13 protein-coding genes are annotated in these 16,911 nt (G+C 60.4%); 7 read left to right on the plus strand and 6 right to left on the minus strand.

Features of this window, described 5'->3' with window-relative positions; genetic code table 11:
- Positions 1 to 59: 59 nt before the first annotated feature.
- The 4 genes from CKW38_RS07555 to CKW38_RS07570 form a co-directional block, all read right to left on the minus strand.
- A complete protein-coding gene (locus CKW38_RS07555) occupies positions 60 to 557 on the minus strand; it encodes a GNAT family N-acetyltransferase (protein ID WP_095112351.1) in 498 nt (165 codons plus the stop codon).
- Between the two features lie 2 nt (positions 558 to 559).
- Positions 560 to 1,198, minus strand: coding sequence for a LysE family translocator (locus tag CKW38_RS07560; protein WP_095112352.1), 639 nt, complete (start codon positions 1,196 to 1,198; stop codon positions 560 to 562).
- A 23-nt stretch (positions 1,199 to 1,221) separates the two neighbouring features.
- The gene (locus CKW38_RS07565; protein ID WP_007916750.1) at positions 1,222 to 1,656 is read right to left on the minus strand and encodes an NUDIX domain-containing protein; all 435 of its coding nucleotides are present in this window, start codon (positions 1,654 to 1,656) and stop codon (positions 1,222 to 1,224) included.
- Positions 1,657 to 1,722: 66 nt separating this feature from the next.
- The gene (locus tag CKW38_RS07570) at positions 1,723 to 3,084 is read right to left on the minus strand and encodes an HD domain-containing phosphohydrolase (protein ID WP_007916752.1); all 1,362 of its coding nucleotides are present in this window, start codon (positions 3,082 to 3,084) and stop codon (positions 1,723 to 1,725) included.
- A gap of 252 nt (positions 3,085 to 3,336) precedes the next feature.
- On the opposite strand from CKW38_RS07570, the gene CKW38_RS07575 reads away from it, so the two are divergent.
- From CKW38_RS07575 to CKW38_RS07595, 5 genes are read left to right on the plus strand one after another with little or no spacing between them, the layout of a single operon-like run.
- Positions 3,337 to 5,595 (plus strand): EAL domain-containing protein, encoded by a 2,259-nt coding sequence (locus tag CKW38_RS07575; protein ID WP_176472301.1) that lies wholly within the window; start codon positions 3,337 to 3,339, stop codon positions 5,593 to 5,595.
- Positions 5,592 to 7,466, plus strand: coding sequence for a bifunctional diguanylate cyclase/phosphodiesterase (locus CKW38_RS07580; RefSeq protein WP_007916756.1), 1,875 nt, complete (start codon positions 5,592 to 5,594; stop codon positions 7,464 to 7,466). Before CKW38_RS07575 ends, CKW38_RS07580 begins: the two co-directional genes overlap by 4 nt.
- Before the next feature lie 40 nt (positions 7,467 to 7,506).
- Positions 7,507 to 8,460, plus strand: a complete 954-nt coding sequence (locus CKW38_RS07585) for a cytochrome-c peroxidase (protein WP_007916758.1) — start codon at positions 7,507 to 7,509, stop codon at positions 8,458 to 8,460.
- Positions 8,457 to 10,271, plus strand: a complete 1,815-nt coding sequence (locus CKW38_RS07590; protein ID WP_095112354.1) for a DAHL domain-containing protein — start codon at positions 8,457 to 8,459, stop codon at positions 10,269 to 10,271. Before CKW38_RS07585 ends, CKW38_RS07590 begins: the two co-directional genes overlap by 4 nt.
- Positions 10,268 to 11,671: an ATP-binding protein gene (locus CKW38_RS07595; RefSeq protein ID WP_095112355.1), complete on the plus strand. Its 1,404-nt coding sequence runs from the start codon at positions 10,268 to 10,270 to the stop codon at positions 11,669 to 11,671. Before CKW38_RS07590 ends, CKW38_RS07595 begins: the two co-directional genes overlap by 4 nt.
- A 7-nt stretch (positions 11,672 to 11,678) precedes the next feature.
- Here CKW38_RS07595 and CKW38_RS07600 read toward each other — a convergent pair whose 3' ends face one another.
- Together CKW38_RS07600 and CKW38_RS07605 are read right to left on the minus strand one after the other, a co-directional pair.
- Positions 11,679 to 13,004: an APC family permease gene (locus CKW38_RS07600; RefSeq protein ID WP_007916762.1), complete on the minus strand. Its 1,326-nt coding sequence runs from the start codon at positions 13,002 to 13,004 to the stop codon at positions 11,679 to 11,681.
- A gap of 356 nt (positions 13,005 to 13,360) precedes the next feature.
- Positions 13,361 to 14,182: a carbon-nitrogen hydrolase family protein gene (locus tag CKW38_RS07605; protein ID WP_095112356.1), complete on the minus strand. Its 822-nt coding sequence runs from the start codon at positions 14,180 to 14,182 to the stop codon at positions 13,361 to 13,363.
- Between the two features lie 125 nt (positions 14,183 to 14,307).
- Here CKW38_RS07605 and CKW38_RS07610 point away from each other — a divergent pair, with 125 nt between their 5' ends.
- Together CKW38_RS07610 and CKW38_RS07615 are read left to right on the plus strand one after the other, a co-directional pair.
- Complete coding sequence (locus CKW38_RS07610) at positions 14,308 to 15,108, plus strand: LuxR C-terminal-related transcriptional regulator (RefSeq protein WP_095112357.1); 801 nt, start codon at positions 14,308 to 14,310, stop codon at positions 15,106 to 15,108.
- A 171-nt stretch (positions 15,109 to 15,279) separates the two neighbouring features.
- Complete coding sequence (locus tag CKW38_RS07615; protein ID WP_007949595.1) at positions 15,280 to 16,899, plus strand: FMN-binding glutamate synthase family protein; 1,620 nt, start codon at positions 15,280 to 15,282, stop codon at positions 16,897 to 16,899.
- Positions 16,900 to 16,911 lie beyond the last annotated feature (12 nt).

The raw sequence follows: 16,911 nt of genomic DNA on the forward strand, positions 1-16,911 counted from the left end.
ATAGTGACTGTCAGATTGCCTTCGCGAGCAGGCTCGCTCCCACAGGGATCAGTGTGAACTCAGATCTCGCGCCACATATGGATCTTGTCGAAATAGTCCTCGCCCACCCGCACCGCCAGTGGTTCGAGGCCGAACTGGATGAAGCCGCAGCGCTGATAGAGCTTGAATGCCGCGTCATTGCCGGCGGTCACGGTGAGCTGAAGCAGTTTCAGCGCCGGTTGGTTTTGCGCTTCGGCAATGGCCGCCTGCACCAGTTCATGGCCCAGGCCGCGCTGGCGAAAATCCGCTGAAACGTACATGCCGAACACGGTCGCTTTGTGGCGCGCCTTCTCACGCGGTTCGAAGGCCAGGCCAACGATACCGGCGAGCGTGCCGGTTTCAAACGCGCCAAGCACCACGTCGAGTTTGCTGGTCAGGCGCCCTTCCCACCAGCTCAATGGCATCACCGCGCGTTCGCGCACGCTTGAGGTAAAAGCCTGCGGATGGCGGTCATAGGCTTCGAGCATCAGTTCGCGGTAAGCCAGGGCATGACTGGCGTCCAGCCGTTCGATCCACATGCTCACGGCGTCCTGCGCTGCTCAAGCATCAGCCGCACAGCGAGACCGCCGAGGACGAAGCTCATGAAATAACGCTGCAGCGCCAGCCACGTCGGGTTACGCACAAACCACGAAGCGATGCCCGCCGCGAACAGCGCGATCAGCAGATTGACGCAGAAACTGACGCTGATCTGGGTCAGGCCGAGAATGATGCTTTGGGTGAACACCGAGCCGTGTTCAGGGGTGATGAACTGCGGAAATACCGAGAGATAGAACACGGCGATTTTCGGGTTCAGCGCGCTGGTGAGAAAGCCCATGCTGATCAGCTTGCGCGACGAGTCCGCCGGCAATTGCTGCGCTTGGAACGGCGAGCGTGCGCCAGGCTTCACCGCTTGCCAGGCCAGCCACAGCAGGTACAGCGCGCCGGCCCATTTCAGCACTTCGTAGGCCATCGGCACCGCAAGAAACACAGCGGTCAAACCGGCCGCCGCCGCAAACAGATGCACAAAGAACCCCGCCACCACGCCGAGCAACGACGTCACCCCGGCCTTGCGTCCCTGACAGATCGAACGCGAGATCAGGTAGATCATGTTCGGCCCCGGCGTCAGCACCATCAGCAGGGCAGCGGCGGCAAAAATCAGCAGGTCTTGCAGCGGGATCATGGCAAAGTCCTTTGCGTGGATGATCAGGCGATTGCGCTCAGCGAGTTGCGATAAAACGGCAGGATCAGGTCGCGTGTCAATGGCGCCAGAACGACAGCAGGATCAGTGGTCGGATCGACCCAGATCACTTCTTCGATTTCCGCGGCCGGCGTGACTTCAGCGTCGATGGTCAGTTGGAAGATCTCGGCCTGAACGACACACCCCGGCTCGTTGGCTGCAGGCGCCGAGAACTGGCCGAGAAACCTGGCCTGCGCAGGATCGATCTGCAGCCCCAACTCTTCTTCCAGCTCGCGGGCCAGCGCGTGCACCGGCAACTCATGCGCCTCGATCTTGCCGCCCGGTTGCATGAATGCCGTGGTGCCACGCTTGCGCACCAGCAGGGTCTGGCCTTCGGGATTGAGCAACAGCGCGGCGGCTATACGAATCAGGTTTGCAGAAACAAGGGATACAGAAGTCATGGGGCAGCCACCAGCGTGAAAAACCCCAAGGATCCCATGCGAGCGCCGCTGAGGTCACCCCGTAAATCACTCACCCTGAGCCTTGAGCGTGGCTTCAACCTCCTCCGGCACCTTGACAAAAATCGTGTACTTGCCGCCCTCCATGGCTTCGAACGCAATCAGCTTTTCCACCAGCAGCGCGCTGAGCACCTTGCCGGCGTTGAGCAGCAGCATGCCGTTATCGGCATTCAGATTGCGCGCCAGAATCATCCCCGCCGCCAGATCCCGAGTAGACAGCACCTTGACCGACGGATCGGCCAGCGTCACGTCGCTGAGGAACGCCGCGCACACCTGAATGAAGTCTTCGACCAGATCGGGATCGTACAAACGTCCGGCGTACTGGCGCAGGTACAGCAGCGCTTCATCGCTGTTCATCTGCCGCTCAAGGATCAGACCGCGCTGCAACTCGACGAAATCCACCGCCAGTTTCAGCAAGCGTGAACCGAACGGAATGCCCTCGCCCTTGAGCCGGTCGGGGAAACCGCTGCCGTCCCAGCGCTCCTGATGATGCAGGATCAGACGCGCCGCATCCTTCATCGGATCCAGGGTCATGAGCAACGATTCGCTCTGCTTCGGATAACTGCGATAGCGCTCGCGTTCGGTATGGCGCAGCAGATCCGAGGGCGTGGTCATCATCGCGTCGGTCCAGCTCAGTTTGCCAATGTTGTACAGCGCCGCAGCCATGGTCAGATCGCGGCTGGTGGCCTCGTCCAGCCCGTGCTGTTTGCAGTAGCTGCGCACCAGTTCGATGATCTGCCGGTTGGTCTGCTTGGCAGGTGGCAAGCGCAGATTGGCCAGCAGCGAGAACACTTCAGTGCCGGTGACGTAGCTGTGCTTGAGCTCTTCGTACGCCAGATCAAGCATGTCGGCGGTCTGCTGCAGTTCGGCGGTGCGCGCCGCGACATGCTTTTCCAGGGTGCTGTTGAGCAGTTTCAACTGGTCGTTCTGCACCCGGTTCAAGCGTTCCAGACGCTGGCGCTCCTGCTCGGAATGCTGGTGTTCGAGGGACTGGCGCAGAATCAGCAGCAGCTCCTCGTCATTCCACGGCTTGCTGATGTAACGGTGAATCTGCCCGTCATTGATGGCTTTGATGATCGCCGCCGGATCGGCGTAGCCGGTGAGCATGATCCGCGCAGTCGCCGGATAACGCTCACGGACATGCGCCAGTAACGAAGCTCCATCCATGCCCGGCATGCGCGCATCGCTCATCACCAGATTTACCGGCTGCTGCGCGAGAAGCTCCAGCGCCTGGGCGCCGCTGGTGGCCAACAGCAGATCGTAGGGTTGGCCGCGCAACAGGCGACGCAGACTATTGAGGATCGACTCCTCGTCGTCGACCAGCAGCACAGTGGGTCGATGCGCCGGCATCGGCGCGGATGGCTCTTCCATGGCATGGCCTCAAGCAAACAGGGAAATTACGACGCACCGAGCCAACACTGCGCCGGTCCGCGCCTGAGTCCAAGGCTAGATGATTTTCGCCGGCATTCACGCCGATCTTTGTCCGGGGCCGAAAGCGTAGTACCGAGGAGCCGACTATGCTGAAGACAGCGCAAGACACCATCGGCTGATACAAGCAGGCAAATGGCGAGGGAAAAGGATGCCCCGGATGATCACAGCATGCCTCCCCACGGGCGGCGCGGCATGACAGCAGCAACCGTGCACATCAATCGCCGTGTGCTGATCGTTGACGACAGCCCGGCAATCCATGGCGATTTCGCCAAGATTCTCTGTCCGGTCATCCCCGGCGACGATGGTCTGGGCGAAACCGAGAGCCTGCTGTTCGGCACCCCTTCAGTACAGCAATCCCAACATTTCGAACTGGACTCGGCGTTTCAGGGCCGCGAAGCCCTGGAAAAACTCCAGGCCGCACTGGCGCAAAACCGTCCCTACGCCATGGCCTTCATCGACATGCGCATGCCGCCGGGCTGGGATGGCCTGGAGACCATCGAACGGCTGTGGCAGATCGACCCCAAGCTGCAAGTTGCGCTGTGCACGGCCTATTCCGATTATTCCTGGGAGGACATCGACCGACGTCTGGCGCTGAACGATCGGTTGCTGATCCTGAAAAAGCCCTTCGACGCCATCGAGATACGGCAGATGGCCAGCGCCCTCACGGTCAAATGGCAGATGACCGAAGACGCCGAGCTGAAGATGACCCTGCTGGAAGCTGCGGTGCAGGAGCGCACCCGCGAGCTGTCCGATGCCAATATGATCGTGCAGAACAGCCCGACCATTCTTTACCGTTTGCGCGGCGAACCCTCGTTTGCGCTAATGTATATCTCCCACAACATCACCCGTTACGGTCATGTCGCCGCCGATCTGGTGGGGTCGCCCGACTGGGCACAGGCACTGATTCATCCGGACGATCAGGCGAACGTCGATGCGGCCATGGCCCGAGTGCTGGATCGGCATGCGTCGGGCGCGTCCATCGAATTCCGCATGCGCACCGGCCAGGGCACCTGGCGCTGGGTGGAGAACCGCTACATTCCGGTGCGCGATCAGGACGGCCGCCTGCTGGAAGTCGAAGGCATCATCCTCGACATCACCGAACGCCGCCTGGCCGAGGAAAAACTGGCCTTGCTCGCGCGCTCCGATGGCCTGACGGGCCTGGCCAATCGCGCCACGTTGATCGAACGCCTGCATCAGGCGTTTGCTGCCGCGCGACGGGGCGCCATGCCGTTCGCGGTGTTCTACCTGGACCTCGACCATTTCAAACGGATCAATGACACCCTGGGCCACCCGGTGGGCGATCTGCTGCTGCAGGAGGTCGCCCGGCGTATCAAGTTCGGCGTCCGCGAAAGTGACGTAGTGGCGCGCCTGGGCGGCGATGAATTCGCGATCCTGCAACTGGATGTCAGCGACCCGACCCAATCGGCCACGATGGCTGCCAACATCCGCGACACGCTGCTGGCGCCCTACCACCTGGCCGGTAATGCGTTGCATATTTCGGTGAGCATCGGCATCAGTAGTTACAGCGACCTCAGCCTCGATGCCGACGCGCTGCTCGGGCAGGCCGACATGGCGCTGTACCGCGCCAAGGAAATGGGCCGCAACCAGTACCACTTCCACTCCGAGGAAATCTCCCGGGAAGTGGCCGAACGCATGACCCTCGTCAGCGAATTGATGACCGCCCTCGAGAGCAATGAACTGATGCTGCGGTATGCGCCGGAAATCGATCTGCACAGCGGCCGAATTCTCGGCATGGAGGCGCAAGTCCTCTGGCAGCATCCCCGTCGCGGTCTGCTGGCGGCCGCCGACTTCGTGCCGATTGCGGAGAAAACCGGCGCGATCATTCCGCTCGGACGCTGGGTGCTGGATCACGCCTGCCAGCAGATGCATCTGTGGCGTAACGAAGGCGTCGCGCCGCCGGTGATGGCGATCAAACTCTCGCTGGCGCAACTCAAGAGCGGCCCGGAACTGATCTACAACGTGCTACGCACCACCGCCCGCTGGGAGCTCGCCCCTTGGGAGCTGCGCTTCGATGTCACCGAGGCCACGCTGGCCCAGACCAAGTGGACGCACAACGATGCGCTGCCGCGCCTGCGTGAACTGGGCGTGGCCATCGCCATCGATGATTTCGGCACCGAATACTCATCGTTCGACTATCTGAAAACCTACCGGGTCAATCACCTCAAACTGGCGCAGAGTTTCGTCGACAGTGCCGCCCACGATGTCGCCAGCGCCAATGCCCTGCGCGCGATCGTCAACTTCGCCCGGGACTTGGGCATCGGCATCATCGCTGAAGGCCAGCCATCGCCGGAGCAGCCGCGCGCGCCCTCTGCCGCAGCCGCGCTGCCCAGTGCCCGGGGCCTGTATTTCAGCGCGGCGGTCAGCGCCGAACAGGCCGGGCATTTGCTCAAGGACAGTTCCCTCCTCGCACCGAAGGAGGACGAGGCATGAAAGCGCCTTTTCCCCAGACCAACCGGCGCATCCTGATCATCGACGACACGCCGGCGATCCACGATGACTTTCGCAAGATCCTTGCGCCACAGGTTTCAGACGCAGCGGATTTGCAGCAACTGGAGCAAACGTTGTTCGGCACTCAGCAGACGCCGCACCTGAGCTTCCAGCTCGACTCCGCCTATCAGGGCCAGGAAGCGCTGGCGCTGGTCAACCGGGCACTGGCCAGTGGCAATCCCTACGCCCTCGCCTTTATCGACATGCGCATGCCGCCCGGCTGGGACGGCCTGGAAACCATTGAGCAACTGTGGCGAGTCGACCCGAATTTGCAAATCGCCTTGTGCACCGCCTACAGCGACTACAGCTGGGAGGCGATGGCCGAACGGCTGGAGTTTGGCGACCAGTTGCTGATCCTGAAAAAGCCGTTCGACAGTCTGGAAATCCGCCAGATGGCCAACGCCCTGACGTGGAAATGGCAACTGGCGCAAGACGCGGCGCTGAAGATGCTCAGCCTTGAGCGAACCATTGAGGCGCGGGTGCACGAACTGCTCAAGGTTTCGCACCTGCTGCAATACGACAGCCTCACTGAACTGCCCAACAGCACCCTGCTCGGTGATCGCCTGAGCCAGGCCATAGCGGTGTGCCGACGGCATGACAAACAACTGGTGGTGATGTTTCTCGGCCTGGATCGCTTCAAGCGCATCAACAATGCGCTGGGCCATCCGGCGGGCGACGAGATGCTCAAACGGGTCGCCCGACAACTGCTGACCTGTGTGCGTGATTCGGACTCGGTGTTTCGCTACGGCTCAGACGAGTTCGTAGTGATCCTCGGCGACATCAACCACCCTCAGCAAACCCACGCCGTCGCGGAAAAACTCCTCACGGCCATTCGCTTGCCGCAGACGATTGCCGGTCACGATGTCAGCGTCACTGCCAGCGTCGGCATCAGCGTCTACCCCGATGACGGCCTCGAAGCCACCGAGCTGATCAAGAAGGCCGAGACCGCGATGCGCAACGTCAAGGAACTGGGGCCTGACAACATCGGCTTCTTTATCGAAGCCATGAACCAGCACGCCCGGGAACAGCACAGCATCGAGTCGGGCATTCGCCGCGCCCTGCAGGAACATGAATTCGTCCTGCACTATCAGCCGAAAATCGACCTGCGCACGGCCGCCGTGGTGGGTGCCGAAGCACTGCTGCGCTGGCAAAAACCCGGGCATGGCTGGGTCTATCCGGCGGACTTCATCCCGGTGGCCGAGGACAGTGGCCTGATCGTGCCGTTGAGCAAATGGGTGCTGGCTGAAGCCTGTCGGCAGACCCGTGCCTGGCAACTGGCCGGACTGCCGCCGATCCGCATGTCGGTCAACACTTCACCCATCGATTTTCGCCAGCGTGACTTCGTCGCCGGCATCGAACGCGTACTGCAACAGACTGGTCTGGCGCCCGAGTGGCTGGAACTGGAAATCACCGAAGGCGTGCTGATGCAAAACGTCGAAGCGACGATGACAGCACTTAACCGCCTGAAAACGCTGGGCACGCGGCTGGCCATCGACGACTTCGGCACCGGTTATTCCAGCCTGAGCTACCTGCGGCGGTTTCCCATCGATGTGCTGAAGATCGACCAATCGTTCATTCGCAACCTGTGCAACGACCGCAGCGATGCCGCGCTGGTGAGCGCGATCATCAACCTGGGCAAGAGCCTGGGCCTGAACGTCATCGCCGAGGGCATCGAAACCGCCGAACAACTGGCGTTTCTCAAGGCCCACCACTGCGAAGAGGGCCAAGGCTACTTTTTCAGCAAGGCGCTGCCGGCAGACACGTTTGCGCAGTTGCTCGCTGGTACGCAACCCACGCCCTGGGCGATTGAATGATCACTGTAAAAACGGCCTTGAGTCAGGGAGACATTTGCCGATGAGCCTGTTCCACCACGCCATGGCGTTGCTGCTGTGCGGACTCTGCGTCGGCGCCAGTGCCGAGCCACTGGACGAGCCGCTCAAACCGTTGCCCGCAGTGCCGCAACAGGATGCCCGGCGCGTGGAACTCGGTCGACGGTTATTCCACGAGCCACGCTTGTCGATCAACAACACGCTGTCCTGCGCCAGCTGCCACCAACTCGACAAGAACGGGGCCGACAGCCGCGCCTTGTCACTGGGCTTCGACGGTAAACCGGTAGCGGTCAACACACCGACCGTGTTCAACGCGGCCCTCAACTTTCGTCAGTTCTGGGATGGCCGCGTCAAAACGCTGGAGGAACAAAGCAATGTCGTCATCACCAGCCCCCATGAAATGGGCAGCGACTGGCGCACCGTGATCGAACGCATCGGCAACGACCCCGACTATCGTCGTGATTTCGCCGCCACCTACCCGGACGGCGTGACCCAGGCCAATGTCCAGCAGGCGCTGGCCAGTTTTGAACGCACCCTGCTGACGCCCAACTCACGCTTCGATCAATACCTGCTCGGCAACACCGACATCCTCACTCTGGAGGAAAAATACGGTTACCAGCGCTTCAAGGAATACGGCTGCATTGCCTGCCATCAAGGGGTGAACATCGGCGGCAACATGTTCCAGAAGTTCGGCGTGTTCGGCGATTACATAGTCGATCGCGGCAACCCGACCGTGGCCGATCAGGGACGTTTCAACGTGACCGGCGACGAAGCGGACCGGGCCGTGTTCAAGGTGCCGAGCCTGCGCAATGTCGCGATCACCGCGCCGTACTTTCACGACGGTTCGGCGCTCACCCTCGAAGATGCTGTGGATGTGATGTTCCGGTACCAGTTGGGGCGCTTACCGAGTGAAGAGGACAAAACACTGATCATTCTGTTTCTCACCACCCTCACCGGCCAAGGGAGAGACAAGCCATGATCAACATCTCGCGGCGACGCAGCCTGTTGTTGCTGACCCTGGTCGCCCTGGCGCTGGCCTCGACTCTGCTGTTTCTGTACTTGAAATCCAGCTCTGACCAGAGCATGACGTACACCGAATCACGGGATCTGATCCGGCAGATCAAACAGCAGAACTCGCTGTGGGAAAACGAAATTCTCAAGGCGCGAGTGGCGCTCACCCACAACTACGATCCGCTGGTGTCGCCGATGAACGAGATGAACCGGCTCTGGGCGCGCTTCGAAGCGATCGAGTCCGGGCACGGGCGTAAAGACTCGGCGCAATGGAACGAAGCTCACGAGCGTTTCCTGCAGGCGATGCAGGAAAAGACCCGTCTGGTCGAACAGTTCAAATCGCACAACGCGCTGTTGCGTAACTCCCTGGCTTTTTTACCCACCGCTGAAGACGACATCCAGCAGCAACTGGCGAGCCTGTCGGACTTCGATAAATTGCAGCTGCAAAACATCATCACCGATACCTACGACTTGCTGCTCAGCGCCCTTGAGTTCGCCCAGGTCACCTCCGACGACCGGGCCGCCGACATCGAGGTCGGCCTGAACAAGCTGAAGGTCAATGCACAACGCCTGCCGCCGGCGTTTCAGACCCCGATCAAAATCCTGAGCAGCCATATCTCACTGATTGCTCGCGAACAGCCACTGGTCAACCAGTTGCTCGAAAACATCGAAAACATCCCCGTGGCTGACAGCCTCGACAACATCACCACCATGCTCGATCACGATCAGCAGCGCGCCGATCAGGTCGACCGGCAATACCACTTCTACCTGCTGCTGTTTTCGGTGCTGTTGATGTTGTCGCTGGTGTGGCTGGCCATCCGCCTGATCGGCAGCTTCGCCGAAATCAACCGGGTCAATAATGCGCTTCAAACGGCCAACGATGCGCTGGAACAACGGGTCGAAGAACGCACCCGCGAACTCAAGGACGCCCAGAGCGAACTGCTCGACGCGGCACGTCAGGCCGGCATGGCGGAAATCGCCACCAATGTGCTGCACAACGTCGGCAATGTGCTCAACAGCGTGAACATCTCCAGCGACCTGATCACGCGCAAGCTGCGCAACAGCAAGAGCCAAGGCCTGGGCAAGGCCATGCAACTGATCAATGAACACCCGGATGACCTCGGCGCGTTCCTCAGCGAAGACGCCAAAGGCAAATTGCTCCCCGGTTACCTCAACCAACTGGTGGTCGCGATTGCCCAGGAACAACAGGAAATGCTCGACGAATTGAATCAGATGAACAAAAGCGTCGATCACATCAAGGACATCGTCGCCACCCAGCAATCCTATGCTGGCGCCAACAGCATGACCGAACCGCTATTCATCAACGAATTGCTCGAAGACGCGTTGCGCATGAACGCTGGCGCCCTGACCCGCCACCACGTCACGGTGGTCAGGGAATACGCCGAAGTGCCGCAGGTGATGGGCGACAAACACCGATTGCTGCTGATCCTGATCAACCTCATCAGCAACGCCAAATACGCCATGTCCGACCTCAGCAACCGCCCCCGCACCATGACCCTGGCGGTCAGGATCGTCGATAACAATTTCCTTGAGATCAGCGTCAAGGATGACGGCGAAGGCATTGCGCCGGAAAACATGACGCGAATCTTTGCCCACGGTTTCACCACCCGCAAGGAAGGCCACGGCTTCGGCCTGCACAGTTGCGCCCTGGCGGCTATCGAGATGAATGGCCACCTCACCGCGCACAGCGACGGCCCTGGCCAGGGTGCGCTGTTCACCTTGCAGATCCCCCTGATCAGCGTCACGGAGAACGCATGAGCGAGCTGTCGAACCGCCGCATTCTGCTGATCGACGACATGCCGTCGATTCATGAAGACTTTCGCAAGATTCTCGCGCCGCCGGCGGCGCAGTCCGTGGAACTGGACGAGATGGAAGCGGCACTGTTCGGTGCCCAGACACGCCCCCAGCGCCCACTGTTCGAACTCGATTCCGCCTATGGCGGCGAAGAGGGCCTGGGCAAACTGATGCAGGCCCTGGCAGAACAACGCCCCTACGCGCTGGCCTTTGTCGACATGCGCATGCCCGACGGCTGGGACGGCGCGAAAACCATCGAGCATCTATGGCAGCAGGATCCGCAGTTGCAAGTGGTGGTCTGCACCGCCTACTCGGATTATTCCTGGGATGAACTGCTGGAACGTCTGCAAGCGCATGACCGCTTGCTGATTCTGAAGAAGCCGTTCGACAACATCGAAGTGCAGCAGATGGCCAACACCCTGCTGACCAAATGGCAGATGACCGAACGCGCGTCATTGCAAATGCATCACCTGGAACATCTGGTCGATCAACGCACGGCCCAGTTCAAGCAGGCCAGCGAAGAACTGCAGCGGGAAATCGATGAGCGCAAGCAACTGGAAAGTCAGTTGGTGCAGTCGGAAAAACTTGCCTCACTGGGGCAAATGGCGGCGGGCGTGGCCCATGAAATCAACAACCCAATCGGCTTTATCTCCTCCAACCTCGGCACGCTGGACGGCTACTTCAAACAATTGCTCAGCGTACTCGACGCCTGGCAGACGCTTGGGCCAATGCCAGACAGCGAGTCGGTGGCGCGGCTTGAGCAATTGCGCAAAGACGCCGACCTGGATTTTCTGCTCGAGGACATTCCGGTGCTGATCCGCGAATCCAAGGAAGGCATTGGCCGGGTCGGGCAGATCGTCAAGGACCTGAAGGATTTCTCCCGGGTCGATACCCAGCAGCAATGGCAGTGGGCCAATCTGCAACAAGGCATCGAGTCGACCCTGAACATCGTCGCCAGCGAACTCAAGTACAAGGCCGACCTGATCAAGGAGTACCAGCCCCTGCCGGACATCGAGTGCCTGCCGTCGCAAATCAATCAAGTGATCATGAACCTGGTGGTCAATGCGGCGCAGGCCATGGGCCCCGAGCGCGGCACCATCACCCTGCGCACCGGGCAACAACAAGACACGGCCTGGGTGGAAGTCGCGGACACCGGCGCGGGGATTGCGCCGGACATCCTGCAGAAAATCTTCGATCCGTTTTTCACCACCAAACCCGTCGGCCAAGGCACCGGGCTGGGCCTGTCCCTGTCCTATGGCATCGTCAAAAAGCACGGTGGCGACATTTCCGTACGCAGCGAACCGGGCGTCGGCACGACCTTTCGCGTCGAGTTGCCGATGCGCCAGAACCGGCCCGCTGCCTGAGGGCGCTTCAGGTGGTTTCCTGAAAGTCCATCTCCGGCGGCTGCCGACGGAAACCACCAGTGAGCACCGCCAGGTACACCACGCCGATCGCCAGCCAGCTCAGCCCCAGATACACCGCCAGATGATCAAGGCTGACCATCAGCCACAAGTCCGCCACCAGCCCGATAAACGGGAAAACCAGAAACAGCAGGCACTCGCGCGGACCTTTTTTCTCACCGCCGATCCAGTAATGAAAGATCACCGACAGGTTGACCAGACTGAACGCCAGGAAAGCGCCGAAGTTGATGAACGAGGTCGAAGTGGTCACGTCGAGTTTCAGCGCCAGCAACGCCACCACGGCACAGAGCAGGATGCTGTTGACCGGTGTGCCGAAGCGCGCGTGCAAGGTGCCGAAAAATGACTTGGGCAGCACGCCGTCGCGGCCCATGGCGAACAGCAGTCGCGAGCCGCTGGCCTGCGCCGACAGTCCCGAGGCGAACTGGCCGACAATCAGACCGATGAGGAAAATCGACACGAATAGATCGCCGCCGATATTGCGGGCGATTTCATAGGCGGCCGAATCGACACTGTCGAACTGGAACGACGGGTGCGCGATCTGCACGAAATACGAAACACCGACGAAGATCAGTCCGCCGATCAAGGTGATCAACATGATCGCCCTTGGAATGGTGCGGCGTGGGTCGCGGGTCTCTTCGGTCAGGGTGCTGACCGCATCGAAACCGAGGAACGAATAGCAGGCAATCGCCGCGCCGCTCATGATCAGCGGCATCTGCATGTCGCCGTTGAAGAACGGTTTGATCGACCACAACGGCGTGCCCGCATCGCCGCCAATGTAGTGCACGCACAGCGCGACGAAAGCAATCAGCACCAGAAACTGCACCAGCATCAGCAAGGCGTTGATGCCGTTGGCCAGTTTCAGGCCAATGATGTTGATTGCGCTGGTGATGCCGATGAACGCCAGCACCCAGATCCATTGCGGGATCGACGGGAACGCCGAGGCCAGATAAGCCGCGCCGATCAACCAGATCGCCATCGGCAGAAACAGGTAATCGAGCAACACCGCCCAACCGGCGATAAAGCCGAGTTTCGGGCTGATCGCCTTGCGCACGTAGCTGTAAGCGGAACCGGCGACGGGGAACGCGGCGGCCATGCGCCCGTAGCTCATGGCGGTGAAGAACATCGCCACCAGCGCCGCCAGATACGCGGCGGGCACCATGCCAGCGGTGGATTGAGCGAGGATGCCGAAGGTGCCGAGGACAATGATCGGCGTCATGTAGGCGATGCCGAACAGCACCACCGACCCTAATGAAAGGGTGCGTTGCAAACGAGCCATGGGCGACTTACTCCGAATGTTATTGGATTTATGGCAGAGCCGGGTTCGGCGAATATTTTCGGGTTGGTTTTATTGTTCTGGTGTTGCCTGGTTTTTTTGTTCGACTTGAAGTTTTTCCCCCTCACCCCAGCCCTCCCGAAACGTCGGACCGCCCCCAAGGGGTAGAGGGGGAAAGGGAGCCGATCTCCATGGTTTTCAGATCCTGAGCTCGACTTGAATTCGCAGTTTCAAATCCTGAGTTTGATTCGCAGTTTCAAATCCTCAGTGCGACTCGGTATTGCAGGTCGGCGTACCTCGGATAATCAACTCGATCAGTCCCCTCTCCCCCTGGGAGAGGGCTAGGGTGAGGGCAGCGGTCAACGACGTGGAATCAACAATTCGCGAACACCATCGCCACGCTCCAGCACCTCCCCCGGCAACTTCAAACGCTGATCATCCAGATAGCGGTAATCCCTGCGCGCAATCTCCAACCGCGCGAAATCCAGTTCAACGCAGAACGTCCCTTCCTCACGCCCGGCCTCGAACAGCAGCGTCCCCAGCGGATCGACCAACGCACTGCCACCGGCAAACATCAAACCGTCATCCCCCGCCTCCACGCGATTGACCATCAACGCAAAGGCCTGATTCTCCTGCGCGCGGGCCATGATCGCGGTGCGGTGTGTCGGCGCGTACGGATCCATATTGCCGTTGGTCACGATCAACAGTTCGGCACCGATTTGCGCCAAGGCACGGGCCGACTCCGGAAACTCGATGTCGTAGCAAATCAACAGGCCAATACGCACACCGTTCCACTCGCACGTGGCATAGCGGTCGCCGGCCTCGAACACGCCGCGATCCGACGCCCACAGATGGGTCTTGCGATATTTCAGGGCGATGCCTTGAGGGGTGATCAGCAGCGTGGTGTTGTAGAAATGGCCGTTGTCGTTCTCGGCCATGCCGATCACCACGGCGATGTTGCGTTCGCGCGCAGCTGCCAGCACCGCACTGACGGTCGGGCCGTCGACGGATTCGGCGGATTGCGCCACGGTTTCGGCTGTCGGGAAGCCCATCAGGTGGGTTTCCGGGAACACCATCAATTGCGTATCGGCCGCGCACGCGGCAATCGCCGCCAGGGCGCGTTCGAGGTTGTAGGCCGTGGCATTGTCACGGCCCGCCAGTTGGGCGAGTTCGACTTTCATGGGAATTCCTTGTGCTGAGCGACGGGCGCGGAAAGATTGCCCGGTGGCTGTCTGTGGGCCAGTATGCGCAGCAAGCGAGCGGCCAGGGAATTACGCGGCCGGGGTAACCCGATAGGGGTAGATCGATGACACTTTCGTTTGACGACATCACCTGGCACCGCGCCGTCGGGCAACTGATCGACGCGCTCGACAAGCCGAATTTCTGGGCGCAACTGGTGCGGTTGCTCGACCAGTACGTGCCGTTCGATAGCTGGGTGGCGTTGCTGTTCAGCGCCGATCAACACCCGCAAGTCTTCGCCGAATGCCCCGGCGCAGACGGCAGCCCTGATCCGTTGTTTCAGGATTATCTGCGTGGCCTGTACCTGCTTGACCCGTTCTACATCGCCTGCCGTGAGCAAACGCGCACCGGTCTGTATCGCCTGTCAGAAGTGGCGCCGGAGCATTTCGAACTGACCGAGTATTACCAGCGATACTTTCGTCTGAATGTCGTGGCGGACGAAATCCAGTTCAATTGTCAGCTCGAAGGTGAGCGCACGTTGTGTCTGTCGCTGGGCAGTGAAAAACGTTTCACTGGCGAACAGATCGCCTTGCTGTCATTGATCCAGCCTTGGGTGCTGGGCTTGTTGCGTCAGCGCCTGCCTTATGAAATCAACGAAACCGTGGCCCTCGCCGCCGCACCCGTTCAAGCAGACTGGCGCGTGCAACTGGAAGCCTCGGTGCAACAACTCAAGGGTGCGCAACTGACGGCGCGGGAACTGGATGTCGGGCGCTTGATGCTCAGCGGTTGCTCCAGCAAAGAAATCGCCCGTAAGCTGGAAATCTCCGTAGAAACCGTGAAAGTCCATAAGAAACACATGTACAGCAAGCTGGGGATCAAATCCCAGTCCGAGCTGTTTTCGATATTTCTTCAGGCACAAAACGCCTGATCGTTTGGTGAAGTTGCTTTTTGTGGGAGCGAGCCTGCTCGCGATGACGTCGGGTCAGTCAAATCATTCGTAGCTGATATACCGCTATCGCGAGCAGGCTCACTCCTACAAGGGAATGTGTTTATCCCTCAATCTTCGCTGATTATTCCGAGTCCGAACCAAGGAAACCGTATGAGCCTGTCACTCCTGAGCCGCTACGCCTTCTTTGCCGTCTGTGTGATGTTCACACTCGCCAGCCTGCCTTTCCTCGAACATGACTGGCTATGGCCAATCACCGCCGTCACCGGCGTACTGAGCCTGATCGGTCTGTTCGACTTGCTGCAAAGCCCCCACGCGGTACGGCGCAACTACCCGATCCTCGGCAACATCCGTTACCTGGTCGAAGGCATCCGCCCGGAGATCCGCCAGTATTTGCTGGAGTCCGACAGCGATGCCCTGCCCTTCTCCCGCGCGCAACGTTCGCTGGTCTACTCGCGAGCGAAAAACGAAACCGCCGACAAACCGTTCGGCACGCTGATCGATGTCTATCAATCCGGTTTTGAATTCATCGGGCACTCGATGCGCCCGGCACCGCTGAGCGACCCGAGCAGTTTCCGCGTGACCGTTGGCGGCCCGCAGTGCAGCCAGCCTTATTCAGCCTCGGTGTTCAACATCTCGGCGATGAGCTTCGGTTCGCTCAGCGCCAACGCCATTCGCGCGTTGAACCAAGGCGCGAAACTCGGCAACTTCGCCCACGACACCGGTGAAGGCAGCATCAGCCCCTATCACCGCGAACATGGCGGCGACCTGACTTGGGAACTGGGCAGTGGCTATTTCGGTTGCCGCACCAGCGACGGCCGTTTCGACCCGGAACGCTTCGCCGCCCAAGCGCAGAACCCGCAAGTGCGGATGATCGAAATCAAGATGAGCCAAGGCGCCAAACCCGGCCACGGCGGCATCCTGCCCAAGCACAAAGTCACCAAGGAAATCGCCGAAACCCGTGGCATCCTGATGGGCGAAGATTGCGTCTCGCCGTCACGCCACAGCGCGTTTTCCACGCCGATCGAAATGATGCAGTTCATCCAGCAACTGCGAGAGCTGTCCGGCGGCAAACCGGTCGGTTTCAAGTTCTGCCTCGGCCACCCGTGGGAATTCATGGGCATCGCCAAAGCCATGCTGGAAACCGGCATCCTCCCGGACTTCATCGTCGTCGACGGCAAGGAGGGCGGCACCGGCGCCGCACCGGTGGAATTTACCGACCACATCGGCGTGCCGATGCGCGAAGGCCTGCTGTTTGTGCACAACACCCTGGTCGGTTTAAACCTGCGCGACAAGATCAAACTCGGCGCCAGCGGCAAGATCGTCAGCGCCTTCGACATCGCCAGCGTGCTGGCCATCGGCGCCGACTGGGCCAACTCCGCGCGCGGTTTCATGTTCGCCATCGGCTGCATCCAGTCGCAAAGCTGCCACACCAACAAATGCCCGACCGGCGTAGCGACTCAGGATGCCTTGCGCCAACGTGCGCTGGTGGTGCCGGACAAGGCCCAGCGTGTATTCAACTTCCACCGCAACACCTTGAAGGCGCTGGCGGAAATGCTCGCGGCGGCCGGGCTTGAACATCCATCACAACTGTCGGCCAAGCATCTGGTGCGGCGCATGTCGGCGACCGAGATCAAGTTGTTCTCGCAGTTGCACGTGTTCTTGAAACCGGGGGAATTGCTTACCGGGGAAGTGAATGGCGAGTTTTACTCGCGGATGTGGCAGATGGCGCGGGCGGACAGTTTCGAGCCGCAGGAAGTGGCCGCGGCATAACGGCAAAAGCGC

The organism is Pseudomonas sp. Irchel 3H7 (assembly GCF_900187605.1).
Taxonomy (GTDB): domain Bacteria; phylum Pseudomonadota; class Gammaproteobacteria; order Pseudomonadales; family Pseudomonadaceae; genus Aquipseudomonas.

Bases quoted from the DNA above. Each gene is read 5' to 3' on its own strand.
- CKW38_RS07555 (WP_095112351.1), bottom strand. From the start codon at position 557: ATGTGGATCGAACGGCTGGACGCCAGTCATGCCCTGGCTTACCGCGAA.
- CKW38_RS07560 (WP_095112352.1), bottom strand. From the start codon at position 1,198: ATGATCCCGCTGCAAGACCTGCTGATTTTTGCCGCCGCTGCCCTGCTG.
- CKW38_RS07565 (WP_007916750.1), bottom strand. From the start codon at position 1,656: ATGACTTCTGTATCCCTTGTTTCTGCAAACCTGATTCGTATAGCCGCC.
- CKW38_RS07570 (WP_007916752.1), bottom strand. From the start codon at position 3,084: ATGGAAGAGCCATCCGCGCCGATGCCGGCGCATCGACCCACTGTGCTG.
- CKW38_RS07575 (WP_176472301.1), top strand. From the start codon at position 3,337: ATGACAGCAGCAACCGTGCACATCAATCGCCGTGTGCTGATCGTTGAC.
- CKW38_RS07580 (WP_007916756.1), top strand. From the start codon at position 5,592: ATGAAAGCGCCTTTTCCCCAGACCAACCGGCGCATCCTGATCATCGAC.
- CKW38_RS07585 (WP_007916758.1), top strand. From the start codon at position 7,507: ATGAGCCTGTTCCACCACGCCATGGCGTTGCTGCTGTGCGGACTCTGC.
- CKW38_RS07590 (WP_095112354.1), top strand. From the start codon at position 8,457: ATGATCAACATCTCGCGGCGACGCAGCCTGTTGTTGCTGACCCTGGTC.
- CKW38_RS07595 (WP_095112355.1), top strand. From the start codon at position 10,268: ATGAGCGAGCTGTCGAACCGCCGCATTCTGCTGATCGACGACATGCCG.
- CKW38_RS07600 (WP_007916762.1), bottom strand. From the start codon at position 13,004: ATGGCTCGTTTGCAACGCACCCTTTCATTAGGGTCGGTGGTGCTGTTC.
- CKW38_RS07605 (WP_095112356.1), bottom strand. From the start codon at position 14,182: ATGAAAGTCGAACTCGCCCAACTGGCGGGCCGTGACAATGCCACGGCC.
- CKW38_RS07610 (WP_095112357.1), top strand. From the start codon at position 14,308: ATGACACTTTCGTTTGACGACATCACCTGGCACCGCGCCGTCGGGCAA.
- CKW38_RS07615 (WP_007949595.1), top strand. From the start codon at position 15,280: ATGAGCCTGTCACTCCTGAGCCGCTACGCCTTCTTTGCCGTCTGTGTG.